Here is a 27,000-nt window from a genome sequence, read left to right on the forward strand (position 1 = left end):
CAAGTCCATGCAAGAAATCCTCATCAACTGGGCTCCCCAGGAGACGCGTGTCGCGGTGGTCGAGCACGGCGCCGTGCAGGAACTGCACGTGGAGCGCACGCTGGAACGCGGCCTCGTCGGCAACGTCTACCTGGGCAAGGTGTCGCGCGTGCTGCCGGGCATGCAGTCGGCCTTCATCGACATCGGGCTGGAGCGCACGGCCTTCCTGCACGTCGCCGACCTGGTGGCGCCATTCACGCCGGGGTCGCGGGCCGCGCCGATGCCTGAGGCACGCGCGGCGGCCGGCGGGGAGGGGGGCCGCTCCCAGCAGCCCGTGGTGCCCATCGAGCGCCAGGTGTTCGAAGGCCAGTCGCTGCTGGTTCAGGTCATCAAGGACCCGATCGGCACCAAGGGAGCGCGGCTGTCCACGCAGATCAGCATTGCGGGGCGCATGCTCGTCTTCCTGCCGCAGGACAACCACATCGGCGTCTCGCAGAAGATCCCGCCCGAGCAGCGGGATACGCTGCGCCGCCGTGTGCAGACGCTGGCGGAGGCCGCCATCCAGGCGACTGCAGGGCAGGGCGCCCCGTCGCGCGATCACGGGGGCTACATCCTGCGCACGAACGGCGAGGACGCCAGCGACGCCGAACTGGCCGACGACATCGCCTACCTGCGCAAGACCTGGACCCGCATCCACGAGCGCGCCGGCAAGATGCCGCCGGTGTCGCTGCTGCACCAGGACCTGAGCCTGCTGCAGCGCGTGCTGCGCGACCTGGTGGACGACCACACGACCACCATCCGCATCGATTCGCGCGAGCAGTTCGACAAGCTGCTGCGCTTCGGCCGCGAATTCATGCCCAAGGCGGCCGAGAAGCTGGCCCTGTACACGGGCGAGCGCCCGATCTTCGACCTGTTCAACATCGACGAGGACATCGTGCGCGCGCTCGGCCGGCGGGTGGACCTCAAGTCCGGCGGCTACCTGGTGATCGACCAGACCGAGGCGCTGACGACCATCGATGTGAACACCGGCGCCTTCGTCGGGGCGCGCAACTTCGACGACACGGTCTTCAAGACCAACCTGGAAGCGGCCCTGGCCATCGCAAGACAGCTGCGCTTGCGCAACATGGGCGGCATCGTGATCGTCGACTTCATCGACATGAGCCGCACCGACCACCGGGAACAGGTGCTGGCCGAACTGCGCAAGCAGCTGGGCCGCGACCGGGTCAAGACGACGGCCAGCGGCTTCTCGCAGCTCGGCCTGGTGGAGATGACGCGCAAGCGCACGCGCGAATCGCTGGCGCACATGCTGTGCGAGCCGTGCGTGGCCTGCGGCGGCCAGGGCATCGTCAAGACCGCGCGCACGGTGGCGTACGAGGTGCTGCGCGAAATCCTGCGCGAGGCCCGTCAGTTCACGCCGCGCGAGTTCCGCATCGTGTCCTCGCCGGCGGTGATCGAGCTCTTCCTCGACGAGGAGAGCCAGCACCTGGCGGGGCTGTCGGACTTCATCGGCAAGCCGATCTCGCTGCAGGCCGAGTCGGCCATGGGGCAGGGGCAGTACGACATCGTGCTGCTGTGACGCCGGCGGGTGCCCCGGCGTCGAGCGCACGACCCTAGTGGGTCGCGTTGAAGGCCAGGGCCTCCTTCAGGCCCAGCGGCCTGGCCAGGAAGTAGCCCTGCGCGCAGTCCACGTCGAGCCGCTGCAGCATCTCGAGTTCGTCGCCGGACTCCACGCCTTCGGCGATCACCAGGCTGTCGATCTCGTGCGCGAAGCTGGTCAGGCCCTTGGCCAGTGCACGGCGCTTGCCGTCCTCGTGGATGTTGCGGGTCAGGCTCATGTCGAGCTTGATGATGTCCGGCGCCAGATTGAGGATGTGCCGCATGCTGGCATAGCCGGCGCCGGCGTCGTCCACCGCCAGCCCCGCGCCCAGCGCCCGCAGCGGCGCCAAGGAGGCGGCGAGCGCCGCGTAGTCCTGCACGATGGCGTGCTCGGTGATCTCCAGCGTTACGCGGGAAGGAGCGCGGACCGCCGAGAGGACCGGCTCCAGCCGGCCCGAAAGGATCAGGCTGGGCGAGCAGTTGACGCTGAGCGAGCAGGTCGCGGGAAAGGCGTCGAGGCTCTGCAAGGCCTTCTCGATGGCGCACAGCTCCAGCGGCAGGCCCACGCCGGCCTCGTCGGCGATGCGGAACCATTCGTCCGGTGGCCGCTGCGGCGCGACGTCGAAGCGCGAGAGGCATTCAAAGCTTCGCACCGCACGTTGCGTGATGCTGTAGACCGGCTGGAAGACGATGCGCGGGGCCCCCTTCGCCATGGCAGCGTGAACCTCGCGGGCGGCGCTCTCCCGGGCCCGCTGGCCGGCGGAGCGCTCGTCCATGCGCAGGCCGACCACTTCGGCAAAAGCGTGCATGAGCCGCATCTCGCGTTCCCCGAGCGCGGGATTCGGCAGATAGCTGAAGCAGCACAGCGTGCCGTAGAGGCTGCCGTCCCTGAGCCGCACCGGAACGCTCAGGTGCGAGCCAATGGGCACCGCCGTGGTCTGCGGGATCTGGCGCGCAGCCTCCAGCTTGGAGGTGTCGGGAATGCATTCCGGCAGTTCGCCGCGCACGACCTTGAGGCAGTAGCCTTCGTTCATGGACAGGCGCTGCAAGGGGCGCAGCGGCCCGCCCGGCGCGCAGTCCACGTACTCGAAGACGCGCTCACTCGTCTCGAAGTGCGAGATGAACGCCACGTCCATGCCCAGGTGTCGACGCACCGCCGTCAGAACGCCCTGGATCCCCTCTGCACCTTCGTCCTGTTCGCTTGCCCCGCCGAGGGCCGTCGAGTCACCGGCAGGTGCTGCTGCTGGGAGCTGCATTGCCAATCCTTCGTCTCTCTTCGTTCGCCCGTGCTGAGCGGCTGTTGCTGATATCTCAGATTAACATTCTGTTAAGTTTCGGGCACTTCGTAGATCACCTGAGCGTTCGCGCTCAACCGTTTGGCGGAGCTGTAGGACAACTCCGCAGTGCATGCGGCAGTGGCGCAACGGCCGGAAGCGGCCTGCAGCCGGCTCAGTTCTTCAGCCTGCGCGTGAATCCGGCGCGCGTCAGCGGCTTGAGCAAAAGGCGATCAGGCCAGGCACGGACCCAGGAAGGGGTGGCCCCTGGATCCCTCATGCATCGGCCGGCGCTACCCGTGGTGCCTGCAAACGGGCGTAGAGACCGTCCCGGGACATCAACTCCGCATGGCTGCCTTGCTCGACGATGCAGCCCCGATCCATCACCACGATGCGATCGGCGTGTTGAATGGTCGACAGCCGGTGCGCGACGATCAGGGTCGTGCGCCCCTGCATCAGGCGTTGCAGGGCATCCTGCACCAGTCGCTCCGACTCCGTGTCCAGCGCGGACGTGGCTTCGTCCAGCAGCAGCACCGGTGCGTCGCGATAGAGCGCGCGCGCGATGGCCAGGCGCTGGCGCTGGCCACCGGAGAGCTCGGTCGCGTTGTGGCCCAGCACGGTGTCGATGCCCTGGGGCAGGCGCTCCACATGGGGCGCGAGGTTGGCGGCCTCCACGCACCGCAGCACGCGCGCCCGGTCGATCTGCGCGGCGCCCAGTGCGACGTTGGCCGCGAGCGTGTCGTTGAGCATGACCACGTCCTGGCTCACCAGGGCGAACTGCCGGCGAAGGCTCTCCAGCGTCCAGTCGGCCACGTCGTGGCCGTCCAGCATCACCTGCCCGGCAGTGGGCCGCACGAAGCGGGGCAGCAGGTTGACCAGCGTCGTCTTGCCGGAGCCGGAAGGGCCCACCAGCGCCACGATCTCGCCGGGGGCGATGCGCAGATCGATGTCCTCCAGCGCCATGCCCGCGTCCTCGCGGTAGCGCACCTGCACGCCGCGCAGTTCCACGCGGCCCTCGGCGCGGGCCATTTCGAAGCGGCCTTCGGCCTCGATCTGCGTGCCGTCCATCAGGCCCAATCCCCGTTCGAGCGCCGCGAGCCCGCGGGTGATGGGATTGGCCATGTCGGCCAGGCGCCGTATGGGCGCGATCAGCATCAGCATGGCCGTGATGTACGCCACGAAGCTGCCGACCGTCAGGCCGCGGTCGCCGCTTTGCCAGAGGGCGATCATCACCACGACCGACAGGGCCACCGCCGCGAAGAGTTGCGTCAGCGGCGTCATCGCAGCCGAGGCGATGGTGGACTTGACCGCCAGCCGGTTCAGGCTGTGGCTGAGCCGGTCGAAGCGCGCCGACTGGCCGGCCTGCGCACCGTGCAGCCGAACCATGCGGTGGGCGAGCACGTTCTCTTCCACCACATAGGCCAGTTCGTCGGTGGCCTGCTGGCCCATCAGCGTCAGGCTGTACAGGCGGCGCGACAGCGCCTTCATGATCCAGGAGACCCCGGGCACCAGCACGGCGACGACCAGGGTGAGCTTCCAGTTCAGGTAGAGCAGGTAGAACAGCAGCGCCACCACGGTGAAGCCGTCGCGCGAGATGCTGAGCAACGCCTGCACGAGCAGCATGGCACCGGTCTGCACCTCGTAGACGATGGTGTTGGACAGCGTGCTCGCCGACTGGCGCGAGAACAGCCCCAGGTCCGCCGCCAGCATGCGCTCGAACAGCACGCTGCGCATGCGCTGCATGCCTTCGTTGGCGATACGCGCCAGCGCGTATTGCGACACGAACTGCGCCACGCCGCGCACCGCGAAGAGCAGGATGATGGCCGTGGGCACCATCCACAGCGCGAGCTGGCCACGCGCGAAGCCCCGGTCCAGCAGGGGCTTGAGCAGGGCGGGCATCAGGGGTTCGGTGACGGCGGCCACGACGGACATCACCAGGGCCAGCACCCACCAGCGACGCGAACCGCCGAACCACGTCATGAGCCGGGCGAGCCGGCGAGTCAAGGGCGCTCGCGCAGGCGCGTCGGCAGGGGAGGTCGACATGGCGGCGGATTCTACGGGTGCCGCCTGGCGCGCCTCTGGCGGCTGTAGGACAGCGGCGAAATCGGAACGCAAGCCCGGGTTTGCGCGTAGAGGCAAGGTGTAACATCGCCGGCTCCGCGCCTGGAAGAGCGACCCGGATCTGAAACTTTCCAGGCGTAAATTTCTCCGAGCTGCATGAATACTTCGTCGCCGTCGCAGTCTTCCTCCGTGTTCCCGACCCTGGCCCGCCGTACGCTGATCACCGCGTTTGCCGCGGCCCCGGTCCTTCCCGCCCTGGCCCAGTTCCGCGTCGAAGTCTCCGGTGTGGGACTCACCCAGTTGCCCATCGCACTGGTGCCCTTCCGCGGCGAAGAGGCCTCTCCCCAGAAGATTTCCGCCATCGTCCAGGCCGATCTCGAGCGTAGCGGGCAATTCCGCGGCGTCGATGCATCCGGCCAATCCCTCGACGAGAACAGCCGTCCCGACCTGGCCCTGTGGCGCCAGCGCACGGCCGACTCGCTCGTGGCGGGCAGCGTCACCCGGCTGGCCGATGGCCGCTGGGATGTGCGCTTCCGTCTGTGGGACGTGGTGCGCGGCCAGGACCTGGGTGGCCAGAGCTACACCGTGCCCGAGGCCGACCTCCGCCTTGCCTCCCACCGGATCGCCGACTACGTCTACGAGAAGCTGACGGGCGACAAGGGCGTGTTCTCGACCCGCATCGCCTATGTCACGCGGGCCTCGGGCCGCTACACGCTGTGGGTGGCCGACGCAGACGGTGAGAACGCGCAGGCAGCACTCGCCAGCCCCGAGCCGATCATCTCCCCCGTGTGGTCGCCCAGCGGCGGCGAGCTGGCCTACGTGTCCTTCGAGTCGCGCAAGCCCGTGGTCTACGTGCACACCGTCGCCACCGGCCAGCGCCGCCTGGTCGCCAACTTCCGCGGCTCCAACAGCGCGCCGGCCTGGTCGCCCGACGGCCGCAGCCTGGCCGTGACGCTCAGCCGCGATGGCGGCTCGCAGCTCTACACCATTCCGGCCGCCGGGGGCGAACCCCGCCGGCTCACGCAGAGCAGCAGCATCGACACCGAGCCGACCTACACCGCCGACGGCAGTTCCATCTACTTCGTGAGCGACCGCGGCGGCGCACCGCAGATCTACAAGATGCCCGCCAGCGGCGGCGCACCGGTGCGGGTGACCTTCTCGGGGTCCTACAACATTTCTCCGGCCATCAGCCCCGACGGGCGGTGGTTGGCCTACATCTCGCGCGTCGGCGGAGCCTTCAAGCTCCACGTGATGGAACTCGCCACTGGCAGTGCCACGGCCATCACCGACACCGCGGCAGACGAAAGCCCCAGCTTCGCTCCCAACGGCAAGCTGATCGTCTATTCCACCCAGATTCAGGGAAGAGAAGCGCTGATGACCACGACCCTTGACGGAAAGATCAAGGCGCGACTGGCGGGGAAGGCGGGGGACATCCGGGAACCGGATTGGGGTCCCTTCCAGAAGCAATGATTTTTTGTCCGCACTGAGGAGTGTTCGTATGTTGAAGAAATCGATTTTTGCCCTTGCCTTCGTCGCCCTGGTGGCGGGTTGCTCGTCGGGTACCAAGCTGAATGAAACGCCGGTCAGCACCGCTGGCGGAACCGGCGGTGGCGCAGGTTCCGGCGCGGCCAGCGGCGTGGCGCCTGTCACCATCGACCCGAACGCGCAGACGCGCCAGGGTCCGGTGGGCGTGGCCCGGGTCATCTACTTCGACTTCGACAGCTACACGATCAAGCCTGAGTTCCAGCAACTCATCGATGGTCATGCGCGCTTCCTGAAGGCCAATCCCTCGCGCCGCATCTCCATCGAAGGTCACACCGATGACCTGGGTGGAAGCGAGTACAACCTGGCCCTGGGTCAGAAGCGTTCCGAGGCTGTGCGCCGTGCGCTCACGCTGCTGGGCGTGAACGACAGCCAGATCGAGGCCGTCAGCTTCGGCAAGGAAAAGCCTGCGGTCCAAGGCACGAGCGAAGACGCCCGCGCCCAGAACCGTCGCGCTGAAATCGTGTACCGCTGATGCAGCGACTGCAGCACCTCGTGCGTCCGGCGGCCCTTGCGGCCGCTTTTCTGTGCGTGTCTGCGGCGTCCCACGCGGCGCTGTTCGAGGATGACGAGGCGCGCCGCGCCATCCTCGACCTGCGCCAGCGTGTCGAAACCGTGCGCCAGCAGTCCGAGAACACCACGCAGCGCCTGGCCGACGAGAACGGCCAGCTGCGTCGCAGCCTCGTCGACCTGCAGCAGCAGATCGACAACCTGCGCGGCGACCTGGCGCGCATGACGGGCCAGAACGAGCAGCTCACTCGCACGCTGACCGAGTTGCAACAGCGCCAGACCACCATCGACGACCGCCTGAAGCAGAACGAGCCGCAGCAGGTGTCGGTCGACGGCAAGGAGTTCATGGCCGATCCGCGCGAGAAGGCCGACTTCGAAGCCGCGCTGGGCGTCTTCCGCTCCGGCCAGTTCCCGCAGGCCCAGTCGGCCTTCGCGGACTTCGTCAAGCGCTACCCGCGCAGCGGCTACAACCCGTCCGCGCTGTTCTGGCTGGGCAACGCACAGTACGCCACGCGCAACTACACCGAGGCCGTCGCCAACTTCCGCTCCATGCTCTCGCTGGCGCCGGACCATGCCAAGGCCCCCGAGGCCGTGCTGTCCATCGCCAACTGCCAGATCGAACTGAAGGACACGCGCGCTGCCCGCCGCACGCTGGAAGACCTGGTCAAGGCCTATCCGCAGTCCGAGGCGGCCACGGCGGCACGCGAACGCCTGTCGCGCCTGCGTTGAACGCGGTCGTGACCCCGCCGCCGTACCTGCAGGACGACGCCCTGCCGTCCGAGGCGGACGTCGCCCGGCGCTTTGGCGGCATGGAGCGGCTGTACGGCGTCCAGGGCGCCGCGGCGGTGCGCCAGGCCCATGTGGTGGTGGTCGGCATCGGTGGCGTCGGCTCCTGGGCGGCCGAGGCGCTCGCCCGAAGTGGCGTCGGTGCGCTGACGCTCATCGACATGGACCATGTGGCCGAGTCCAACATCAACCGCCAGATCCATGCGCTCGACGACACCGTCGGCCAGGCCAAGGTGCTGGCCATGCAGGAGCGCATCCGTCACATCCATCCGCATTGCCGCGTCGCGCCCGTGGATGAGTTCGTGACGGTGGACAACTGGTTGCCGCTGATCGAGCAGGCCGGGCAGGCGCTCGGCCCCGTCACTGCCGTACTGGACGCCTGCGACCAGATGTCGGCCAAGACGGCCATGGCGGCCTGGGCGCTGGCTCAGGGGCGGCAGGTGTCGTTCATCACCGTGGGCGCGGCCGGCGGCAAGCGGCACGCGCAGCGCGTCGAGGTCGAGGACTTGGCCCTGGCCACGCACGATCCGCTGATGGCGCAGTTGCGGCAGCGGCTGCGCAAGCATCACGGTGCGCGGCGCGACGGCAAGCCGATCGGCCTAACCTGTGTCTTCAGCCGCGAGCCGGTGGCGCCGCCCGATGCGTCCTGCGCTATAGAGGGCGACGGCTCGCTCAACTGCCACGGCTATGGTTCGATGGTCAGCGTCACCGCCACCTTCGGTCTGTGTGCATCAGGATGGCTGATCGACAAGATTTCACAGAAATCCACGCTATACTCATAGGCTTTGCTGCACATCGCACAGCACTGCGAACGTGAAGCGGGACGTTAGCTCAGTTGGTAGAGCAGCGGACTTTTAATCCGTTGGTCGCAGGTTCGAATCCTGCACGTCCTACCAGTCATTTTTCGCTTTTGAGTCAACGACCTAGAGCAAACAAAAGGCCCGCCATGTGCGGGCCTTTTTGTTGCCTACTTCTCTGATGTAGGCGCATGAGGCACTAGAGGCGGTGCCTTGCCGGGCGCGATCCTCGGCAACAATGTGCCCAAGACTAGGAGCGAGACTATGGGCGGACCCCACTTGATCGCCACCCGCGCGGCGGGTCGGCTGGGCACATGCAACATATGCGGCGCTTACGAAGAGATGACGGAGGATCACGTGCCTCCTAAGTCCTGCTATCGGCCTTCTCAAATGGAGCTAAGGACAATTCACGCGCGGGTTTCGGTGGAAAAATTCGCGGGTAGCCCTGGCCCGAGAAAATCGCAGAACGGAATAAAGTTCAAGACCCTATGCCGGCGCTGCAATAACGAACTGCTCGGCTTAAATTACGATCCTGAGCTAGTGAAATTCGTAAACGCCATTTCGGCATTTCTTAGAACCGAAATAACGTTACCGGAGGAAGTCGGGATTGAAATACGGCCTCAGTATTTCATGCGCGCAGTGCTTGGTCACCTTGCGGCTGTGGGGGTGGACAGGTATTTGAAAGGCGACGATACCGAGCCTTTTAAAGAGTACATGCTAGATATTAGCAAGCCCCTACCAGAGGGGTTTAAGTTCTTTTACTGGCTCTATACTGAAAAAAATCATGTCTTGATCCGTGATGCCGGCATGATCGCCGGTACCGAGCCGGTAATTTTTTGGCTGCTCAAGTTTTTTCCAATTGCCTTTTTTATCACTCGCTCCGGATCAGTTCCACGGTGGCGCGCTCCCGTACTTTCTCTTGATCCTTGGCGCAATCTTGGGGCAGAAGATATCTGCACAGTCCCGGTTCGGCTTACGCCCATCCCCCACCCGTTGTGGCCCGAGACTCCCACCCACGGCTCCGATGCCATCATGTATTCTCGGGATGCATACGAAGTCGCCGCGGTGGCATCTAGGCCGAAGCTGCTGAATTTTCGGCGTCGCTAGGCTTGCTCCGCAAGCGGAGGAGCGGCCGGCCCTCCTCGTCGTGGGCCAATTCGTCGATATTCAGCAGCTGGATATTGGCTGCGGCAGAAATCCAAAGCCAGGAAGTTGATCGCCTCCACAATCTCGCGAGCTTCGGGGCGGTGTTTGAGGCAGTAGGTTTGAAAGTTCATGGGCCCCACTATGCGCGGCGGGCAGGCGCTTGGAAAGCCAATCCTGAGTGTGGTTCGTGTGAAATGGCCTGGCGCAAATGCTGAATTAGGCCGGTGCTTGTCTTGCGCAATTGATAAATCAGCCATGCGCACCGAATGGCAGTGCGGCGGAATCGACCGAATTCCAGTTTTCGCATTTGCTCAAACCGCGGCCTAAAAGATGCTCTACTTGACAGCGGCGTCAAATAGACGCTAGGGATGCTCTTTACGAATGCGCGCGCCGTGGGCATCTGCGGAGTCGGGCGATCTGCGTCGTTGCAAATGCTCGCAATAGCCGGGCTATTGCTGCGCTTTGCGCCTCGCAGCTCATCCCGATCCGCAGCGCCCACTTGCCGCTCGATTCGTAAAGAGCATCCCTAGCCGACGCGCCGAGCCGAGCTGAGCCGAGAAAGCAACTTGGAGAGGTTATCCGCATCGTTCGCCGTGGCCGCGTTGATGGCGCCCGTGGTGCCACCGGGCAGCGAGATATTGACCATGTGCGTGGTGCTGCCGCCGCTGGCTGATGGTGCGGCGGGCGTGGTACTGGTGGCCGGGTTGAACAGTAGCCCTCGGCCGCCCGCTGCAGCGCCTAGCTGATGGTGCCGCTGTACTTCCGTTGGCCGGGGCTGCCGTAGAAGGTCACCTTGCCGGTGGGGTCCGCGAACTCGAGCGCGAGTTTCTTCGCGGCCGTGTCGTCGTTGACACCGGCGCTTTCAAGAAGTTGTAGATGCCTGTGAGCGTGGTGAGCTTGCCGCCGGCGCTGATCGTTGCGCCGGTTTTGGCGGTGGACAACCCTGACTTATCCCGGCCGAGCCGCTCATCTTCCAGCGCCTGGCGACGCGCCTCCAATTGGTTGCGCTGCTCCTGCAGGGAGATTTAACGCTCCAGCCCATCGAGGCGGTCATGATCGGAGTTTGCGAGCGCGCAAAACTTGCCGGCAAGGATCTCGGCCTTCTGGGCTTGCAGATCCTTGAGGTCGGCGCCCTTTCGCGACGCCTCAATGGATGCCTTCTTTTCTGCAGTGAGCGTGCCATCCTCCTGCGCCGCGCGCTCGGCTGCGTCAGAGGCTTCCCGGATGGCTGGGCCTCGCGCCGGGTACTCCTCGCCTCCCGAGCCTGCGCATGCGTCACGGCTGTCTGCGCTTGGGCGACCACCTTTGCGTCGCCCTGGGGCTGCGCGCCCTCCTGCGCCGACGGTGCGCGCTTTGGTCGAGGCGGACCGCAGTCTGCACGGTCCGGCCGGCGAGTTGCTTGCGACATTCCGAAAAATCATCGGTCGGCGAAGGCAAGCTGCTTCAATTAAAAGCTCCCAGGTTATTGCGCTACTGAATAGCTGCCATCATTTAAATGGATGATGACGGGCGCTTGGAATGCATAAAAAATTGCCGCTGCTAAAAACAAATAATTTTTGTGTATAAGACAATAGTCGGCTTGTCGTTGTGCAATAGGTCCAAGCGAATTTCCTAAAGGTATTAAAATGCACGAATTTCTTTCGAATCTCTTAAAGACTTCAGCTCCTGGCACGGTCATTCTTACTACACTTAATTTCATCGTCGTCGTTTCTCTGCTTTGGCATCTTACCGCGAAGGTCGCCGGAGCGGCGGGAAACCAAGCTGCCACTAATATTAATAGATTAATTGCTATTATCGGGGGGCTGTGCGGATTAATAATAGGTTTCGCCCTATCTCCATTTTCGGGCGCGGAGCTTAAGCAGTTTCGATTTATTGCTGGATTAGTATCTGCATTTTTATCAGGTTATGTTCTAAGTAAATTAGATAGATTTCTGGAAAATGCACTTTTCCCGGTCGATGCCCCGAACCATAACTCCTGGGCGAGATTGGGGTTGTTTGTCGCGGCCTTTCTTCTGGTGTCTTCTACCGTCTTCTTGAGCAGACTTTATGCGTTTCGTGGCTTTAATGCTTAGCTATTGAAGCTAAGTTTCTTGTACTGCAGCTACTTTAGTGCTCTGTCATTAGCATTTCAGAAGAGCATCCGTAACGGTAATGGCCTGCCTGGGGGCAAGAACACTCTGACCCGTTGCGCGATCTTCCAGAGTGCGGGGAGAAATCGCACCCCTAGCGGCCGGCACGTTACGTTACGTTACGTTACGGAACACGCATTGGGCCAGTGTTGGTCCGGCTAAAAATTGGGCCGTCTTTTACCCCGTGGTTGCAGGTTCTATCCTGCACGTGTACAGATTAATTTTCTCTTGCGCCTCAGCAATCCAATGCCTAATCCGTGAGGCTTTTTGCTACGTAAGTCTTGCAAACGCGCGGCAATCCCAGCCCCTACCGCTCCGCCGCCAACTCGATCATCTCCGTCGTCATCTGCTCCTGCCGCGCTTGCCGATAGGCGGCCTCGACCTCGTTCCTGCGGCGCTGCAGGTTGCTGCGGGCCTGGGCCATGGCCTGCATGCGCGCGGCGGCCTCGGCCTCCAGGCCGCGCATCAGGGCACGCGCCACGGCGGCGAAGAGCGCCTCCTGCAGCAGCGAGGCCATCAGCACGGCCGGGGCCAGGGTCATCAGAGGTGGTTCCATGCCTTGCGCCGGGGGCACGGGTTCGGGCGGGAAGAGCCGCACAGCCGCTGGCGCGTGGCCGGCTGCGGGCAGGCCGGCGATGGCATGGATGGGCCCTGGGTGCTCGACGGCCTGCGAGATCAGGGCGGCGGTCACCTCGCTGGCCAGGGCGGGAATTGCCGCTGGATGTGCGGGCAGGTCCGTGGACCACAGCGGCCGTCGTCCGTGGTCAAGGAGTGCCTGCACGGTCCGGCGGCCCACCACCAGCAGACCCGTGTCCGGTGCCAGCGCCTGCAGCGTCGCCGCGGCCACACGCTGCGGATACGCGCCCGCAAAGCCCTGCGACGCGCCGATCACCAGCAGCAGGCCTGGCCCAGCCGGCGTCGTGGCCGCCACTTGTGGCGCCGCCAGGCGCGCCATGGCGCGGCGTGTCGTGAGCGCATGGGCCTCGATGGCGGGCAGCGCACTGCGAGCGGCGGCCGACTGTCCCGAGGCGATGGCGCGCAGGGCGCCCACCACGTCGTCGATCTGGTCCAGGCCGGCCAGTCGCCGCCGCAGTTCCTCGGGGCGAGCGGTCATCGCAAGGCCTGGTGCACCAGTTCGACGAGCAGCGTACGCGTGGTGGTATCCAACGCGTCGGGTTGGGCGCGCAGCGCCTGCAGCCGGGGTTCCGCGTCCACGCAGGCCGGGAGTGCGGCCTTGAGGGTCTGCAACCGTCCCGGCTCCACGGCGTCCAGCACGCCAGCGTCCAGGGCCGCCAGCAGGGCGATCTGCGCGACCACCGGCAGAGGCGCGAAGCGGTCCTGCGCAAGCAGCGCTGCGATGCGCTCGCCGCGCACCATGCGGGCCTTCATCGCGTCGTCGCCGAAGCCACCGAAGCGGGCGAACATCTTCATCTCCAGGTACTGGGCATAGTCCAGGCGCAGCCGTCCCGCCACGGCCTTGAGCGCGCCCCATTGCGCCTTGCCGCCGACGCGGCTGACCGACAGCCCGATGTCCACGGCCGGCCGCTGGTTGGCGGCGAAGAGCACTTCCGAGGTCACGATCTGCCCGTCGGCGATGGAGATCAGGTTGGTCGGGATATAGGCGGAGAGGTTGCCCGACTCGATCTCCGCAATCGGCAGCGCGGTGAGCGAGCCCCCGCCGCGCGCGGCCGACAGCTTGGCCGAACGCTCCAGCAGGCGGGCATGCAGGTAGAAGATATCGCCCGGGTAGGCCTCGCGGCCCGGCGGCTGGTGCGAGAGCAGGGCGAGCTCGCGGTGGGTGGCGGCATGGCGCGTGAGGTCGTCGTAGACGATGAGCACATGCTGCCCGCGGTCACGAAACCACTCGGCCATGGACGTCGCAGCGAAGGGCGCCAGCCACTGCAGCCCGGGCTGGGCCGTGGCTTCGGCGACGACGAAAAGCGTGCGCGCCAGCGCGCCGCGCGCCCGCACCGCCTCGATCACGCGCCGCACCGAGGACATACGCTGGCCGATGGCCACGTAAACCGAGATGACGTCGCCGCCCGCCTGCGCGATCAGGGCGTCGACGGCGATGGAGGTCTTGCCCGTCTGCCGCTCGCCGATGATCAGCTCGCGCTGGCCCCGGCCGATGGCGAAGAGCGCATCGACCACCAGCAGGCCGGTGGCGACGGGCTCGCTGACGAAGTCGCGGTCGATGATGGCCGGCGCCGGCCGCTCGGCGGGCAGGTGCTCGTCGCACTGCGGGGCCGGCAGGCCATCGAGCGGCCGGCCCAGCGGGTCGAGCACCCGGCCCAGCAGCGCGGGGCCGACCGGCACCGACGCGAGTTCGCCGCTGCGGGTCACGCGCGCCCCTGCGGCGATGCCGTCCATCGGATCCATGAAGGCGATGTGCAGCCGGTCTTCTTCGAGCGTGAGCACGAAGCCGCGGGCGCCGTTGTCGAACAGCACCACCTCGTTGAGCTGCGCGCCGGGCAGGCCGGTCACCGTGGCCAAGCCATCGGCGATGGCGCCGACGGTGCCGTGCTCCTCCACGCCGGGGCCGAGCACGGCGGCGTCGATGCGCGACTGCAGTGCGGCCAGTTGCGGGTCAATCGGTGACGGTGTCATCGCGCATCGCCTCGGCGATCCGTTCCAGGTCATGGGCCAGCGAGTTGCGCACGGCGCCGGTGTCCGAGCACAGCTCCAGGCCTGCGATGAGCGTCGGGTCCATCGTCGGGGCGGGCAGCGCCTCGCCGAGCCAGGGCGCGAGCGCCTGGCGGGCGGCCTGCCATTCGATGTCGGTCAGTGGCCGCGGCGCCACCAGCTGCAGGTGCCCGCCGGCCAGCAGGGCCTGCCGCTCGGCGTCGGGCATGGACCGGAGCGCATCGGCCAGCCGCCGCGCGTAGCCCTCGGCCGCCACCGGTTGCGCGCCCAGCGCACGCGTGGCGATGCCTGCGGCCAGCGTGCGGGCATGTTCCCAATTGCGCCGCTCGCGGGCAGCGGCGTCCCGTTCGGCGGCTGCGCGGCCTTCGGCCACGATGCGGGCCGCCTCGGCACGGGCCTGCGTCAGCAGTTCCGTGCGCCGCGCCTGGGCCTCGGCCTGCGCCGTGGCCAGCAGCTGCTGCCGCGCGTCGAGCGTGGCCTGCGTCTCGGCCCGGGCCTGCAGTGCCGCGGTTTCGGCCTGCGCCTTTGCCTCGCCGGCGGCCTGCACGGCGGCGGCGGTCTGGGCCTGCCGCCGCGCGATCACATCGGCCAGCGGCCGGAACAGGAAGCGCTGAAGGATCGCCAGCAGCACCACCACGTTCACCAGCTGGAACGCGAAGGTGGTCCAGTGGAAGTTCATCGCACGAAGGGGTTGGCGAAGAGCAGCAGCAGCGCCACCACCAGGCAGTAGATCGCCATCGTCTCGATCATGGCCAGACCCACGAACAGCGTGCGCGAGATGGCGCCGGCCGACTCGGGCTGGCGGGCGATGGCGTCGAGCGCGGCGGCCACGGCCCGGCCCTCGGCGAGGGCAGGGCCGATGGCGCCCAGGCCGACCGCGAAGGCAGCGGCGACGATGCTGACGATCTGGACGAGGTTATCCATGGGGAGGCTCCGGAGTGTCCTTGGGGGTCGGGGCGCCGGCTTCATTGACGGCCGAGCCGATGAAGACCAGCGCTAGCGTGGCGAAGATGTAGGCCTGCACGGCGCCGGTCAGCAGGTCGAGCGCGATCAGCGGAATGGGCACCAGCAGCCCGGCCAGCGCGCTGACGATGCCGACCACGAAGACGCCGCTCATCACATTGCCGAACAGGCGGACCATGAGCGAGAAGTGCCGCGTGACCTGCTCGACGAGGTTCAGCGGCAGCATCACCCATGTGGGATGGGTGAAGGTGGCGAGCCACCCGCGCAGGCCCAGGATGCGGATGCCCCACACCAGGCCGGCCACCAGCACCACGGCCGCCAGGGCAGCGTCGGTTTCCAGGTGGGCGGTGGGCGGCTCCACCCCCGGCAGCAGCGAGGACGCGTTCGCGCAGGCGATGAACAGCAGCAGCGTACCGATGAGCCCGCGGAAGCGACCCGGGTCGCCCGGGATGGCGTCGGCGATCTCGCCATCGAGCACCTCCACCACCATCTCCAATGCCGCCTGCACGCGGCCCGGCCGCAGGGACAGGCGCCGGGTGGCGAGGAAGGCACCCACGCCCAGCACGGCCATAACGCCCCAGGTGGTGGCCACGGGCCAGGTGATGTCCACCGACCCGATGCGAAAGGCCACGGCGGCGGTCAGGGGGTTGTCGATGTTCATGCGGTGCACCTCAGCGCAATGGCGCGTCCGCCCATCACTCCGGCCGCGGCAGCGAGCAACGCCGCCGCGCCAGCCCGCGCGCACAGCACCAGCAGGGTGACCAGGATCAGCCATCGCCCCACGTGCAGCGCGATGCCGACGGCCCGGCCAGCGAGCACCAGCCGCGTCACCTGCGCAAGACTGCGGAAGTGAAGCCAGCCCAGGGCCATGCCAGCCGTTGCGGCAAGCAGCCAGCCCATGCCGGCGGACGGATCGAAGGGGAAGAGGGTCATTGCTCGTGCATCCAACGCAGTGCCAGCCACAGGCCGAGGCCGGCCCCCGCCATCAGCAGCGCGGCCGCCAGCGTGATGCCGGAGCCCAGCCAGCGGTCCAGCCGGTGACCCAGCCACAGGCCGGCCAGGGTGGGCAGCACGATCAGCCAGCCCAGCACGCCGATCTGGCCGAAGCGCCGGGCCAGCGAGGGCTCCGGGTCGCGCTGCCCCGCCTGCTCGCGGGCCTGGGCACGTCGGGCCGCGGCCTGCTGGGGGTCCTCGGGCGTCGGCTGTGCATGAACACCCTCTCCCCTCGCGGGAGAGGGCCGGGGAGAGGGGGCAACGCCCCAGGCAGCACGCGATGGTGAGGTGTCGCGCGCAGCTCCGCTTCCCGAGGCCTCTCCCGTGAGGGGAGAGGCGCGGTCATTCGCGTGGACAGGACCTTCGCTCATCCTTCGGCCTCCGTCGACAGGCCCAGCGTGTCGCCGCCAGCACGCAGCTCGCGCATGAGTTGCCGGATGGCGCGGGCGTGCAGGCGCGTGTCCTGGCTGCGCGCACGCAGCAGCGCCTCGCGCGCCTCGGCGCGTTCGTGCGCGATGCGGGCCTGCAAGGCGCCCAGGTCATCGCCCACCGTCGCCTCCCGGCAGGCCACGCGCACGCTGCGTCCGCCTTCCACGCTGAACACGCCGCCGCGCAGCGCGCAGTAGTGCCAGGGGCCGTCGGCAGCGCGCCAGCGCAGCACGCCGGCCTCGATCACCGTCAGGAAGTCGGCATGGCCGGGCCGGACGCCGAAGTCGCCGGTGGCGTCCTCGGCACGCAGCGAGGCGACCTCGGGCTCGTCCAGCACGATGGCCAGCGGCGTGGTGATGGTCAGGTGCAGGGCCGCAGTCGTCGAGGGCGTGCCGGTGGCACCTGCGTCGGGTGCATCCGGCGACGGGACCATGCGTGTGTTCATGCCGCTTCCTTCGCGCCAGCCGGGGCGGCGGTGGGCGCCGTGCCGCGCCTGCGCTCGTCCTCGCGGGCGCGGGCCTCGTCCAGCGTGCCGATCATGTAGAGAGAGCGCTCGTCCCAGTCGTCGCAGTCGCCGGCCAGGATGGCCTGGCAGCCTGCAATGGTCTCGGCCACGGTGACGCTGCGGCCGGCCATGCCGGTGAAGGCGGCGGCCACGAAGAAGGGCTGCGTCAGAAAGCGCTGCAGGCGCCGGGCGCGGCCGACGAGGCGCTGCTCTTCCTGGCCCAACTCCTCCACGCCGAGCAGGGCGATCACGTCGCGCATCTCGTCGTAGTGCTCGATGAGTTCGCGCACCGCGGCCGCGGTCTGTGCATGGGCGGCGCCCACGATGGCCGGGTCCAGCAGCACGGAGGTGGTGCGCAGCGGGTCGATGGCCGGGTAGATGCCCTGGGCGGCCAGTTCGCGCGAGAGCACGACGGTCGAATCCATGTGCGCGCTCAGGGCCGCCACGGCCGGGTCGGTGAAGTCGTCGGCGGGCACGTACACGGCCTCGATGGCGGTGACGGCGGCCCGCGGACCGGAGGCGATGCGCTCCTGCAGGGCCGCGATCTCCGTGGCCAGTGTGGGCTGGTAGCCCACGCGCGAGGGCATGCGGCCCAGCAGGCCCGACACCTCGGCCCCGGCCTGGACGAAGCGGAACACGTTGTCCATGAGCAGCAGCACGTTGCGGCCCTCTTCATCGCGCACATGCTCGGCCATGGTCAGAGCCGCCAGCGGCACCCGCCAGCGTGCGCCCGGCGGCTCGTTCATCTGGCCGTAGACCAGCACCGTGCGGTCGAGCACGCCGTAGTTGCGCATGTCGTGCAGCATCTCGTGGCCCTCCCGCGAGCGCTCGCCCACGCCGGCGAAGACCGAGACGCCGTCGTAGCCGGCCACCATGGCATGGATGAGCTCAGTGACCAGCACCGTCTTGCCCACGCCTGCCCCGCCGAACATGGCCGCCTTGCCGCCCTGGGCCAGCGGCGCCAGCAGGTCCAGCACCTTGATGCCGGTGGCAAAGAGCTGAACGTCCGGCCGCTGGCCCGCCAGCGGCGGCGCCGGTTGGTGGATGGCGCGTCGGGGGGTATCGGCGGGCAACGCCAGGCCGCCGTCCCCCGGCTGGCCGAGCACGTCGAGCAGTCGCCCCAGGATGGCCGGCCCGACCGGCACCGTCAGCGGCGCGCCCGTGAGCCGTGCCCGCATCAGTCGCGAAAGGCCCTGGGTCGGTTGCAGGGCGATGGCGCGAAAGCGCCGGGCGTCCAGGTGCGACTGCACCTCGCACACCACGCCGGCACCCTCCGGATCGACGACCAGCGCCTCATGGATGCCGGGCGGGCCATCGTCGCAGTGCAGATCGACCACTGGGCCACGCACGGCCAGGACCTGCGCCCAGCGCCCGGAAGGCTCGGTGTCGTGAAGCAGGCGATCGTTCATGGGCGGCGCGATTCAGTTCGGCCATGCCCTCGAAGGAGCCGGGGAACATGGCGCCGATGGAGGCATCATGCGGCGAATCGGCCGCACCATGCTGCGCCGCAGCGCGATCCTTAGATATGGATCAAGAAAAAGGGCCGCGATGGACCAGCAGGCCGGCCAGCACCAGCATCAGCACGGCCAGCACCAGCGACAGCGCCTGCCAGAAGCGCACTGGATCGCGCTCGGCCAGCGGCAGCGGGCGGGCGCGCCGCTGCGCGGGGGTCGGCGCGCGCAGTTCGTGCAGCAGCTCCGACACCGCCTCCTGCCGCCGGACCGGCTGGGCGCTCAGCGCCTTCTGGAGCACGGCGTCCAGCCAGGCCGGCAGCTCGGGGCGGTGATGGCGCAGCGGCACGTAGCGCAGCCGCCGCAGGTCCTGGGGCTGCCGCACGCGTGCCGCGTCCAGCCCGTAGGGCAACTGGCCGGTGAGCATCTGATAGCCCAGCGCCGCCAGCGAGAAGAGATCGGAGCGGGCGCTGCCGCCCTGGCCGAGCAGGTATTCCGGTGCGATGTACTGCAGCGTGCCCTGCACATCCGCCGCGAGCGGGCCCCGGCCCTCCGCCAGGCCGGCCACATGGGCCGAGGCGAGGTCGATCAGCCGCGCGGTGCCGGCGCGGTCGATCATCACGTTCTCGGGCCGCAGGTCCTGGTGCAGCATCTCGCGGCCGTGCAGGGCCTGCAGGCCGCGGCCGATCTGGTCGAGCAGGGCCCGCACCTCGTCGAGCGAGGGGCGCGGATGGTCGATCATCCACTGGGCCAGGGTCTGGCCTTCCACGTACGCCATCGCCACGAAGAGATGGCGCCGCGCGCGCCGGCCCGGCCAGGCCTTGAGCACGTGCGGATGGTCGATGCGCCGGGCCACCCATTCCTCCAGCACGAAGCGGTCGAGCGCCTCGGCGTTCTCGCGCAGGTCCAGCGCGGGCACCTTCAGCGCCACCTGCGCGCCGCTCTCGTCGTCGGTCGCCAGCCAGACATGGCTGCGCGGGCCGACCTTGAGTTCGCGCACGAGCGTGAATCCTTCGAAGGCCATGCCCGGCGCAAGCGGCGGCGGCAGGGCCAGTCCTTCGCGGCTGAGCTGGGGCAGGGGCTGGCCGGGCGCGGGCAGGGTGTCGATGCGCAGCAGCAGCACGGTCGCGTCGTCCTCGCTGCCGCGCTCGCGGGCACGCCGGGTCAGCGTGGCGGCAGCGGCGTCGAAGTCGTCGGCATGCAGGCGCAGCGCCTCGTGCACGTCCGCCGCCGTGAGATGGGCATGCGCGCCATCGGTGGCCAGCAGGTAGACCTCGCCGGGCTCGGCTTCCCAGCGGCGGTAGTCGATCTCGACCTGGGCGTCGGCCCCGAGGGCCCGCGCCAGGTAGGACTCGGCGGAGGACACCTGCACGCGATGGTCCTCGGAGAGCGGCTCCAGCGTCGTCGCATGCAGCCGGTACAGCCGTGCGTCGCCCACATGCAGCAGATGCAGTTCGCGGCCCTTGAGCACCAGCGCCGTGAAGGTGCAGACATGGCCGCGGTCCTTGTCGAAGCGGGCGTCGCTGCGCATCGTCTGGGCATGCAGCCACGCATTGGTGGCGGCGATGACGCGCTGGCCCGCGCGCCGCACCGACCAGGCTTCGCTGGTGGCGTAGTAATCGGACAGGAAGGCACCAACGGCGGTCTGCGCCGCCTCCCGGCTCACCGGGCTGCTGCTGATGCCGTCGGCAATGGCCAGGGCGATGCCCTTTCCGGCCAGCAGGTGGCCGGTGGGCAGCATTGCGCCATGGAAGTCCTGGTTGTGCCCGCCGGGCGCGGCCAGCGAATGCTGGCCGAGGGTGATGCGCGGCAGCGCTTCCGAAGGTCCCGTCACGACGGCCGAGCGTCCTTCCGGGCTGCCATCGCGCTCAAGCCTGGGCGCGCTTGGGCGCCGTCTTGTAGTGCGTGGAGTAGAGCGTGGCACCGACGAAGGTCAGACCGCCGACCAGGTTGCCCAGCACGGTGGGGATCTCGTTCCAGATGAGGTAGTCCATCAGCGTGAAGTGGCCGCCCAGCAGCAGGCCCGACGGGAACAGGAACATGTTGACCACGCTGTGTTCGAAGCCCATGTAGAAGAACACCGTGATCGGCATCCACATGCCGATGGCCTTGCCCGACACCGAGGTGGACATCATGGCCGCCACCACGCCGGTCGAGACCATCCAGTTGCACATCACGCCGCGGATGAACAGCGTCAGCATGCCGGCGGCGCCATGGGCCGCGTAGCCCACCGTGCGGCCCTCGCCGATGTGGCCGATGCGCTGCCCGATGGCGTTGGGCGCTTCGGACCAGCCGAAGGTGAAGATGATGGCCATGAACACGGCCACCGTGAGCGCCCCGGCGAAGTTGCCCACGAAGACCAGCGACCAGTTGCGCATCACGCCGCCCCAGGTGGCGCCGGGGCGCTTGTCGAAGACGGCCAGCGGTGCCAGCGTGAACACGCCGGTCAGCAGGTCGAAGCCCATCAGGTACAGCATGATGAAGCCGACCGGGAAGAGCATGGCGCCGACGAGGGCGTTGCCGGTGTTGACGGTGATGGTGACGGCGAAGGCGGCCGCCAGCGCCAGGATGGCGCCGGCCATGTAGGAGCGGATCAGCGTGTCGCGCGTGGACATCAACAGCTTGGATTCACCAGCGTCGACCATCTTGGTGACGAACTCGGCAGGGGCAAGGTAGGCCATGGGATTCCTTTGGGGATCTTGAAGGGGAAAGGGAGTCAGGCGAGGGCGACGAGCACGCGGCCGCCCTCCACGCGCACCGCATGGGCGCGCACCGAGTGCTGGGGGGCTTCCAGGCACTCGCCGGTCGCCAGGTCGAAGTGGTTCTTGTAGAGCGGCGATGCGACGACGGTGCGGCCGCCCAGGCTGCCGGTGAGGCCGCGCGACAGCACGCTGGCGCCCGACTGCGGGTCGATGTTGTCGATGGCATGGAAGCGGTCGTCGCCGATGCGGAAGATGGCGACATGCCGGTCGTCGATGCGGGCGCAGACGCCCGTGTCGGGCAGGATGTCGGAGACGGCGCAGACGGCCGTCCATGCGGGCGTGAGGGTCGTGGTCATGGCGGGGCTCCTCAGGCGGGCGTGGCCTCGGTGGCGGTGGCGTCCGCTTCCCGGGCGGCGGGCGCGGCATCGGCCGTGCGCTCCTCGGCGCGGGCCGGGCGGATCTGCCCGCGCTCCTTCACGAAGACGATGCGCTCGTCCGGCAGCTCGCTGTTGACGAAGCTGCGGAAGCGGCTGCGCACGGCGGGGTCGGTCACTGCGGTCTTCCACTCGCACTGGTAGGTGTCGACCACGGCCTGCATCTGCGTCTCCAGCTCGGCGGCCAGGCCCAGGCTGTCCTCGATCAGCACCTTCTTCAGGTAGTCGAGCCCGCCTTCGAGGTTGTCGCGCCAGGTGCTGGTGCGCTGCAGCCGGTCGGCCGTGCGCACGTAGAACATCAGGAAGCGGTCGATGAGCGCGATGAGCTGCGGCTTGGAGAGGTCGCTGGCGATCAGTTCGGCATGGCGCGGCTTCATGCCGCCGTTGCCGCAGACGTAGAGGTTCCAGCCCTTGTCGGTGGCGATCACACCCACGTCCTTGCCCTGCGCCTCGGCGCATTCGCGGGTGCAGCCGGAAACGCCGAACTTGATCTTGTGCGGCGCGCGCAGGCCCTTGTAGCGGTTCTCCAGCTCGACGGCCAGGCCCACCGAATCCTGCACGCCGTAGCGGCACCAGGTGCTGCCCACGCAGCTCTTCACTGTGCGCAGGGACTTGCCGTAGGCATGGCCGCTCTCGAAGCCGGCGGCGATCAGTTCTTCCCAGATCAGGGGCAGTTGCTCCAGCCGGGCGCCGAACATGTCGACCCGCGCGCCGCCCGTGACCTTGGTGTAGAGGCCGTACTTCTTGGCCACCTGGCCGACGGCGATCAGGCCGTCGGGCGTGACCTCGCCGCCGGGCATGCGCGGCACGACGGAATAGGTGCCGTCCTTCTGGATGTTGCCCAGGAAGTAGTCGTTGCTGTCCTGCAGCTTGGCCAGCTCGGGCTTGAGCACGAAGTCGTTCCAGCACGAGGCCAGGATGCTGGCCGCCGTCGGCTTGCAGATGTCGCAGCCCAGGCCGTTGCCGTGCTTGGCCAGCAGTTCGTCGAAGGTCTTGATGCCGCCCACGCGCACCAGGTGGTACAGCTCCTGCCGCGAATGCGGGAAGTGTTCGCACAGGTGGTTGTTGACGGCCAGGCCGCGGCGGCTCATCTCGGCCTTCATCACCTGCGTGACCAGCGGCACGCAGCCGCCGCAGGTGGCGCCGGCCTTGGTGCAGGCCTTGAGCTGGCCGATGGTGCAGGCGCCTTCGCCCACCGCGGCGCAGATCTGGCCCTTGCTCACGTTGTTGCAGGAGCAGATCTGCGCCGTGTCCGGCAGTGCGTCTACGCCCAGCCCCGGCTTGGCCTGGCCTTCGCTGGAGGGCAGGATCAGGAACTCGGGCGATTCGGGCAGGGCGATGCCATTGAGCGCCATCTGCAGCAGCGTGCCGTACTCGTCGGCATTGCCCACGAGCACGGCGCCCAGCAGCTTGGTGCCGTCGGCGCTCACCACGATCTTCTTGTAGACCTGCTTGATCTCGTCCACGTACTGGAAGCTGCGCGCGCCCGGCGTGCGACCGTGGGCATCGCCGATGCTGGCCACGTCCACGCCCATCAGCTTGAGCTTGGTGCTCATGTCGGCACCAGCGAAGGCGGCCTCGGCATCGCCGGCCAGATGGCGCGCGGCGACGCGGGCCATCTCGTAGCCGGGCGCGACCAGGCCATAGAGCTGCTCGTTCCAGGAGGCGCATTCGCCGATGGCGTAGATGTTTCGGTCGGCGCTGCGGCAGTGGGCGTCCACGGCGACGCCGCCGCGCGGCCCGACGGCCAGCGCGCTTTGGCGGGCGAGGGCGTCCTGTGGCCGGATGCCGGCAGAGAACACGATCATGTCGGTCTCCAGCCAGGTGCCATCCGAAAAGACCATGCGGTGCCGGGCGGTAGCGCCGTCGGTGATCTCCACCGTGTTGCGGCCGGTGTGCACCTGCACGCCCAACGCTTCGATCTTGCTGCGCAGCACGCGGCCCCCGCCTTCGTCCACCTGCACCGCCATCAGTCGCGGGGCGAACTCGACGACATGGGTTTCCAGGCCGAGGTCGCGCAGCGCCTTGGCGCATTCCAGGCCCAGCAGGCCGCCGCCCACCACCACGCCGGTCTTCGACTTGGCGCCGGAGGCCTTCATGCCCTCCAGGTCCTCGATGGTGCGGTAGACATGGCAGTGTGGCCGTTCGCGGCCCGGCACCGGCGGCACGAAGGGCACCGAGCCGGTGGCCAGCACCAGCTTGTCGTAGGGCAGCACTTCGCCATCGGCGGTGGTGACCGTGTTGTTGCGCCGCTCGATGGCCACCGCGCGGGTGCCCAGGCGCAACGAGAAGCCGCTGCGCTCGAAGAAGCCGGCTTCGACCAGTGACAGCTGCTCAGCCGTCTTGCCGCTGAAGAACTCGGACAGGTGCACGCGGTCGTAGGCCGGCCGCGGCTCTTCGCACAGCACGGTGACTTCGGCCTCGGCGAGGGGTGAGCTGGCGAGCTCTTCGAGGAACTTGTGGCCGACCATGCCGTGGCCAACAACGATGATTTTCATGAGGGGGTCCTGCGCGCACCCTGCGGGGGCGGGAGGATCGCCTTGGCCAGCCACCGAAGTGCCGGACGAGGCGCCGCCGCCAGAGCGAGGTGCAGATCGTGTGGGAACAACCGTGCAGCAGGCGCCGACAGTGGCACCGCTTGCGCGGGGTTCCGCCGACATTGGCGGGGGCGCTGGAGCCGCAACGGCGGCATTGCCGGGGCTCCGGCTCAGTTCACGCAAGCTCCGTGCCAAAGAAAAAGCCCCCGATGACGGGGGCTTGGCGCTTGCGGCGGGCTTGGATGCCCCGCCGTGGGTCGCGCGGCGCACCAAGCTGGGTGAAGCCGGACGTCGAAGCTGCGCGCTAGAAAGGCAGGCCGACGTAGTTCTCCGCCAGTACGCCCTTGGCGCGCTCCGAGGAGAGCAGGTAGTCCAGCTCCGTGCGCTGCAGCGCGATGTCGTAGCCGCTGTTCTGCGGGAAGGTGTGAAGCATCGTCGTCATCCACCACGAGAAGCGCTGCGCCTTCCACACGCGCGCCAGGGCCTTGGCCGAATACTGGTCGAGGCCGCTGGAGTCGCCCTTGAGGTAGTGGTCCACCATCGCGTGATAGAGGTAGTGGATGTCGGACGCGGCGGTGTTCAGGCCGCGTGCGCCCGTGGGCGGCACGATGTGGGCGGCGTCGCCGGCCAGGAAGAGCCGGCCCCAGCGCATCGGCTCGGCCACGAAGGAACGCAGCGGGGCGATGGACTTCTCGATGGACGGCCCCGTCTGCAGGCGGCCCGCCACCTCGGCCGGCAGGCGACGCTGCAACTCGGCCCAGAACAGCTCGTCGCTCCAGGCCTCCACCGTGTCGGTGAGGGGAACCTGAATGTAATAGCGGCTCAGCACCTGCGAGCGCATGGAGCACAGCGCGAAGCCGCGCTCGTGCCGCGCATAGATCAGCTCCGGCGAAACGGGCTTGGTGCGCGAGAGCACGCCCAGCCAGCCGAAGGGGTAGACCTTCTCGTACTCGCGCAGCACATCCGCCGGGATCGACTTGCGGCTGACGCCGTGGAAACCGTCCGCACCGATGACGAAGTCGCAGTCGATGCGGATCACGTCGTCGCCCTTGCGGTAGCTGACCCAGGGCGCGTCGGTGTCCAGATCGTGCGGCTGGACGTCCTGCGCGTCATGCACCACCTGGCCCTTCGCGCGGTCGCGCGCTTCGTACAGGTCGCGTGTCAGTTCGGTCTGGCCATAGACCACCACCGACTGACCGCCCGAATACTTGTGCAGGTCGATGCGATCCAGCTGGCCGTCGTGGGAGATGAAGAAGCCGTGGTGGATCTCGCCCTCGCGGTCCATGCGTTCGCCGCACTGGGCTTCGCGCATCAACTCGGCAAAGCCATGCTCCAGCACGCCAGCGCGGATGCGCGCCAGCACGTAGTCGCGGCTGTGCTTTTCGAGCACCACGTTGCGGATGCCCTTGAGATCGAGCAGTTGGGACAGCAGCAGGCCGGAAGGGCCACCGCCAATGATGCAGACCTGGGTTTTCATGGATGCAGTCTCCTGGTTGGAACGGTCGCCAGCCCTCGCCGGCTGGTCCGAATCTTGGCGCTGCATCGCCCCCGCCGGAATGGATCGAACGCGTCCGGACTTGTACGATTCGAACATCATGCATGCTCCAGGCGCCAAGGCTCCCGCCATCCGTTCCTATGCGCTCTTCGGCGAGGCGGGCGACCTGCCCGACCTGCTGCACTGCGAGACCATCGCCGCCCGCTCCGTCCTGCACGACTGGGAACTGGCCCGCCATCGCCACCATCGGCTGCACCAGCTGCTGTGGTTGCAGGAAGGGCAGGGCACGGCCTGGCTGGAAGCCGGCCCGGCGCCGCTGGGCCGCCACACGCTGGTGAACGTGCCGACCGGCGAGGTCCACGCATTTGCCTTCTCTCCAGGCACGCAGGGTTGGGTTGTGAGCCTGCCGGACGAACTGGTGGACGCCCAACTGGCTGCGATTCCCGAGGCGCGTTCGTTGCTCTCGCGCGCCTCGGCCCAGACCGTGGACAAGGCCAGCACAGCCACGCTCGGCACGCTGCTGGCCGCGCTCACCGAGGCCTTCGTGGCGCCCATGCATCCCGCGCGCGCCCTGGTGCTGCGGGGCCTGGGTACCGCCGTACTCGGTCTGGCGGCCCAGGCGCTGGGCGTGGCGCAGGCCGAGGCGGTGGACTTGGCTGGATCGCGCCTGCTGCGGCGCTTCGAATCCTTGCTCGAACGGCATTTCGCCTCTGGCTGGCGGGTAAGCGACTACGCGGCCGCGCTGGCCGTCACGCCGACCCATCTGAGCCGCGTGGCCCGCGCTGCCACGGGCCTGCCCATCTCCCGTCTGGTCGACGCCCGGCGCATGCGCGAAGCCCGGCGCCACCTGGCCTACACCACGGCCAGCGTGACCGCCGTGGGAGAGGCCTTGGGCTTCGACGATCCGGCGCATTTCAGCCGGGTCTTCGCGCGCACCTGCGGCTGCTCGCCGCGGGAGTTCCGGGCTCGCGTGAGCCAGCCGGCCACGGTCGGTGAGGCGGCTGCCCCCACGACGCCAGTGGCGTAGG

General features: G+C 68.0%; 24 protein-coding genes and 1 tRNA gene. 9 read left to right on the forward strand and 16 right to left on the reverse strand.

All coding sequences use genetic code 11. The features are described 5' to 3' along the window. Positions 1 to 7: 7 nt before the first annotated feature. Complete coding sequence (rng, locus tag ACT54X_RS19000; RefSeq protein WP_294365627.1) at positions 8 to 1,555, forward strand: ribonuclease G; 1,548 nt, start codon at positions 8 to 10, stop codon at positions 1,553 to 1,555. A 34-nt stretch (positions 1,556 to 1,589) separates the two neighbouring features. Here the strand turns inward: rng and ACT54X_RS19005 are convergent, their stop codons facing one another. Together ACT54X_RS19005 and msbA are read right to left on the reverse strand one after the other, a co-directional pair. Next, entirely contained in the window at positions 1,590 to 2,831 is a 1,242-nt protein-coding gene (locus ACT54X_RS19005; protein WP_294365628.1) for a sensor domain-containing phosphodiesterase, read from the reverse strand. 294 nt (positions 2,832 to 3,125) lie between these two features. Then, positions 3,126 to 4,892, reverse strand: coding sequence for a lipid A export permease/ATP-binding protein MsbA (gene msbA / locus ACT54X_RS19010; protein ID WP_294365630.1), 1,767 nt, complete (start codon positions 4,890 to 4,892; stop codon positions 3,126 to 3,128). A gap of 174 nt (positions 4,893 to 5,066) precedes the next feature. On the opposite strand from msbA, the gene tolB reads away from it, so the two are divergent. From tolB to ACT54X_RS19045, 7 genes are all read left to right on the forward strand, one after another. Next, positions 5,067 to 6,380, forward strand: a complete 1,314-nt coding sequence (gene tolB / locus ACT54X_RS19015; protein WP_294365632.1) for a Tol-Pal system beta propeller repeat protein TolB — start codon at positions 5,067 to 5,069, stop codon at positions 6,378 to 6,380. Between the two features lie 28 nt (positions 6,381 to 6,408). Beyond that, positions 6,409 to 6,927 (forward strand): peptidoglycan-associated lipoprotein Pal, encoded by a 519-nt coding sequence (pal, locus tag ACT54X_RS19020; RefSeq protein ID WP_294365969.1) that lies wholly within the window; start codon positions 6,409 to 6,411, stop codon positions 6,925 to 6,927. After that, entirely contained in the window at positions 6,927 to 7,691 is a 765-nt protein-coding gene (ybgF, locus tag ACT54X_RS19025) for a tol-pal system protein YbgF (protein ID WP_017759306.1), read from the forward strand. The genes pal and ybgF overlap by 1 nt, the downstream gene beginning before the upstream one ends. 80 nt (positions 7,692 to 7,771) lie before the next feature. Next, positions 7,772 to 8,530 (forward strand): tRNA threonylcarbamoyladenosine dehydratase, encoded by a 759-nt coding sequence (locus tag ACT54X_RS19030; protein WP_476348039.1) that lies wholly within the window; start codon positions 7,772 to 7,774, stop codon positions 8,528 to 8,530. Between the two features lie 38 nt (positions 8,531 to 8,568). Continuing rightward, positions 8,569 to 8,644, forward strand: a tRNA-Lys gene (locus ACT54X_RS19035). Positions 8,645 to 8,824: 180 nt separating this feature from the next. After that, the gene (locus tag ACT54X_RS19040; RefSeq protein WP_476347867.1) at positions 8,825 to 9,652 is read left to right on the forward strand and encodes a hypothetical protein; all 828 of its coding nucleotides are present in this window, start codon (positions 8,825 to 8,827) and stop codon (positions 9,650 to 9,652) included. Between the two features lie 1,664 nt (positions 9,653 to 11,316). Continuing rightward, entirely contained in the window at positions 11,317 to 11,763 is a 447-nt protein-coding gene (locus tag ACT54X_RS19045) for a hypothetical protein (RefSeq protein WP_294365640.1), read from the forward strand. A 364-nt stretch (positions 11,764 to 12,127) separates the two neighbouring features. Here ACT54X_RS19045 and ACT54X_RS19050 read toward each other — a convergent pair whose 3' ends face one another. From ACT54X_RS19050 to pobA, 14 genes are all read right to left on the reverse strand, one after another. Beyond that, entirely contained in the window at positions 12,128 to 12,934 is an 807-nt protein-coding gene (locus tag ACT54X_RS19050; RefSeq protein ID WP_476347869.1) for a F0F1 ATP synthase subunit gamma, read from the reverse strand. Next, positions 12,931 to 14,427, reverse strand: a complete 1,497-nt coding sequence (locus ACT54X_RS19055; RefSeq protein ID WP_476347871.1) for a F0F1 ATP synthase subunit alpha — start codon at positions 14,425 to 14,427, stop codon at positions 12,931 to 12,933. The genes ACT54X_RS19050 and ACT54X_RS19055 overlap by 4 nt, the downstream gene beginning before the upstream one ends. Beyond that, entirely contained in the window at positions 14,408 to 15,142 is a 735-nt protein-coding gene (locus ACT54X_RS19060; RefSeq protein WP_476347873.1) for a F0F1 ATP synthase subunit B, read from the reverse strand. The genes ACT54X_RS19055 and ACT54X_RS19060 overlap by 20 nt, the downstream gene beginning before the upstream one ends. Further along, a complete protein-coding gene (locus ACT54X_RS19065) occupies positions 15,139 to 15,387 on the reverse strand; it encodes a F0F1 ATP synthase subunit C (RefSeq protein WP_114804757.1) in 249 nt (82 codons plus the stop codon). Before ACT54X_RS19065 ends, ACT54X_RS19060 begins: the two co-directional genes overlap by 4 nt. Further along, positions 15,380 to 16,087, reverse strand: a complete 708-nt coding sequence (locus ACT54X_RS19070; RefSeq protein ID WP_476347875.1) for a F0F1 ATP synthase subunit A — start codon at positions 16,085 to 16,087, stop codon at positions 15,380 to 15,382. The genes ACT54X_RS19065 and ACT54X_RS19070 overlap by 8 nt, the downstream gene beginning before the upstream one ends. Then, on the reverse strand, positions 16,084 to 16,359 hold the full coding sequence (locus ACT54X_RS19075) for an N-ATPase subunit AtpR (RefSeq protein ID WP_354321278.1): 276 nt from the start codon (positions 16,357 to 16,359) through the stop codon (positions 16,084 to 16,086). The genes ACT54X_RS19070 and ACT54X_RS19075 overlap by 4 nt, the downstream gene beginning before the upstream one ends. Beyond that, positions 16,356 to 16,790, reverse strand: a complete 435-nt coding sequence (locus ACT54X_RS19080; protein WP_294365651.1) for an AtpZ/AtpI family protein — start codon at positions 16,788 to 16,790, stop codon at positions 16,356 to 16,358. Before ACT54X_RS19080 ends, ACT54X_RS19075 begins: the two co-directional genes overlap by 4 nt. Beyond that, on the reverse strand, positions 16,787 to 17,293 hold the full coding sequence (locus ACT54X_RS19085; RefSeq protein ID WP_476347878.1) for a F0F1 ATP synthase subunit epsilon: 507 nt from the start codon (positions 17,291 to 17,293) through the stop codon (positions 16,787 to 16,789). The genes ACT54X_RS19080 and ACT54X_RS19085 overlap by 4 nt, the downstream gene beginning before the upstream one ends. After that, complete coding sequence (atpD, locus tag ACT54X_RS19090; RefSeq protein ID WP_476347880.1) at positions 17,290 to 18,762, reverse strand: F0F1 ATP synthase subunit beta; 1,473 nt, start codon at positions 18,760 to 18,762, stop codon at positions 17,290 to 17,292. Before atpD ends, ACT54X_RS19085 begins: the two co-directional genes overlap by 4 nt. A 121-nt stretch (positions 18,763 to 18,883) precedes the next feature. Further along, the gene (locus ACT54X_RS19095) at positions 18,884 to 20,638 is read right to left on the reverse strand and encodes a bifunctional protein-serine/threonine kinase/phosphatase (protein WP_476347882.1); all 1,755 of its coding nucleotides are present in this window, start codon (positions 20,636 to 20,638) and stop codon (positions 18,884 to 18,886) included. Between the two features lie 34 nt (positions 20,639 to 20,672). Further along, complete coding sequence (locus ACT54X_RS19100) at positions 20,673 to 21,485, reverse strand: formate/nitrite transporter family protein (protein ID WP_294365659.1); 813 nt, start codon at positions 21,483 to 21,485, stop codon at positions 20,673 to 20,675. Positions 21,486 to 21,520: 35 nt separating this feature from the next. Next, complete coding sequence (gene nirD, locus ACT54X_RS19105) at positions 21,521 to 21,862, reverse strand: nitrite reductase small subunit NirD (RefSeq protein ID WP_476347884.1); 342 nt, start codon at positions 21,860 to 21,862, stop codon at positions 21,521 to 21,523. An 11-nt stretch (positions 21,863 to 21,873) separates the two neighbouring features. Next, complete coding sequence (nirB, locus tag ACT54X_RS19110) at positions 21,874 to 24,438, reverse strand: nitrite reductase large subunit NirB (protein ID WP_476347886.1); 2,565 nt, start codon at positions 24,436 to 24,438, stop codon at positions 21,874 to 21,876. A 343-nt stretch (positions 24,439 to 24,781) separates the two neighbouring features. Then, positions 24,782 to 25,954: a 4-hydroxybenzoate 3-monooxygenase gene (gene pobA / locus ACT54X_RS19115; RefSeq protein WP_294365666.1), complete on the reverse strand. Its 1,173-nt coding sequence runs from the start codon at positions 25,952 to 25,954 to the stop codon at positions 24,782 to 24,784. Between the two features lie 118 nt (positions 25,955 to 26,072). On the opposite strand from pobA, the gene ACT54X_RS19120 reads away from it, so the two are divergent. Further along, positions 26,073 to 26,999 carry a helix-turn-helix domain-containing protein gene (locus tag ACT54X_RS19120; protein ID WP_476347888.1) on the forward strand — a complete coding sequence of 309 codons (927 nt, stop codon included), beginning with the start codon at positions 26,073 to 26,075 and terminating at the stop codon, positions 26,997 to 26,999. Position 27,000: the final 1 nt, after the last annotated feature.

Source organism: Pseudacidovorax sp. DMC4, assembly GCF_056314265.1.

Coding starts and splice junctions, on each gene's coding strand:
- rng (WP_294365627.1), top strand. CDS start 8: ATGCAAGAAATCCTCATCAACTGGGCTCCCCAGGAGACGCGTGTCGCG.
- ACT54X_RS19005 (WP_294365628.1), bottom strand. CDS start 2,831: ATGCAGCTCCCAGCAGCAGCACCTGCCGGTGACTCGACGGCCCTCGGC.
- msbA (WP_294365630.1), bottom strand. CDS start 4,892: ATGTCGACCTCCCCTGCCGACGCGCCTGCGCGAGCGCCCTTGACTCGC.
- tolB (WP_294365632.1), top strand. CDS start 5,067: ATGAATACTTCGTCGCCGTCGCAGTCTTCCTCCGTGTTCCCGACCCTG.
- pal (WP_294365969.1), top strand. CDS start 6,409: ATGTTGAAGAAATCGATTTTTGCCCTTGCCTTCGTCGCCCTGGTGGCG.
- ybgF (WP_017759306.1), top strand. CDS start 6,927: ATGCAGCGACTGCAGCACCTCGTGCGTCCGGCGGCCCTTGCGGCCGCT.
- ACT54X_RS19030 (WP_476348039.1), top strand. CDS start 7,772: ATGGAGCGGCTGTACGGCGTCCAGGGCGCCGCGGCGGTGCGCCAGGCC.
- ACT54X_RS19045 (WP_294365640.1), top strand. CDS start 11,317: ATGCACGAATTTCTTTCGAATCTCTTAAAGACTTCAGCTCCTGGCACG.
- ACT54X_RS19050 (WP_476347869.1), bottom strand. CDS start 12,934: ATGACCGCTCGCCCCGAGGAACTGCGGCGGCGACTGGCCGGCCTGGAC.
- ACT54X_RS19055 (WP_476347871.1), bottom strand. CDS start 14,427: ATGACACCGTCACCGATTGACCCGCAACTGGCCGCACTGCAGTCGCGC.
- ACT54X_RS19060 (WP_476347873.1), bottom strand. CDS start 15,142: ATGAACTTCCACTGGACCACCTTCGCGTTCCAGCTGGTGAACGTGGTG.
- ACT54X_RS19065 (WP_114804757.1), bottom strand. CDS start 15,387: ATGGATAACCTCGTCCAGATCGTCAGCATCGTCGCCGCTGCCTTCGCG.
- ACT54X_RS19070 (WP_476347875.1), bottom strand. CDS start 16,087: ATGAACATCGACAACCCCCTGACCGCCGCCGTGGCCTTTCGCATCGGG.
- ACT54X_RS19075 (WP_354321278.1), bottom strand. CDS start 16,359: ATGACCCTCTTCCCCTTCGATCCGTCCGCCGGCATGGGCTGGCTGCTT.
- ACT54X_RS19080 (WP_294365651.1), bottom strand. CDS start 16,790: ATGAGCGAAGGTCCTGTCCACGCGAATGACCGCGCCTCTCCCCTCACG.
- ACT54X_RS19085 (WP_476347878.1), bottom strand. CDS start 17,293: ATGAACACACGCATGGTCCCGTCGCCGGATGCACCCGACGCAGGTGCC.
- atpD (WP_476347880.1), bottom strand. CDS start 18,762: ATGAACGATCGCCTGCTTCACGACACCGAGCCTTCCGGGCGCTGGGCG.
- ACT54X_RS19100 (WP_294365659.1), bottom strand. CDS start 21,485: ATGGCCTACCTTGCCCCTGCCGAGTTCGTCACCAAGATGGTCGACGCT.
- nirD (WP_476347884.1), bottom strand. CDS start 21,862: ATGACCACGACCCTCACGCCCGCATGGACGGCCGTCTGCGCCGTCTCC.
- nirB (WP_476347886.1), bottom strand. CDS start 24,438: ATGAAAATCATCGTTGTTGGCCACGGCATGGTCGGCCACAAGTTCCTC.
- pobA (WP_294365666.1), bottom strand. CDS start 25,954: ATGAAAACCCAGGTCTGCATCATTGGCGGTGGCCCTTCCGGCCTGCTG.
- ACT54X_RS19120 (WP_476347888.1), top strand. CDS start 26,073: ATGCATGCTCCAGGCGCCAAGGCTCCCGCCATCCGTTCCTATGCGCTC.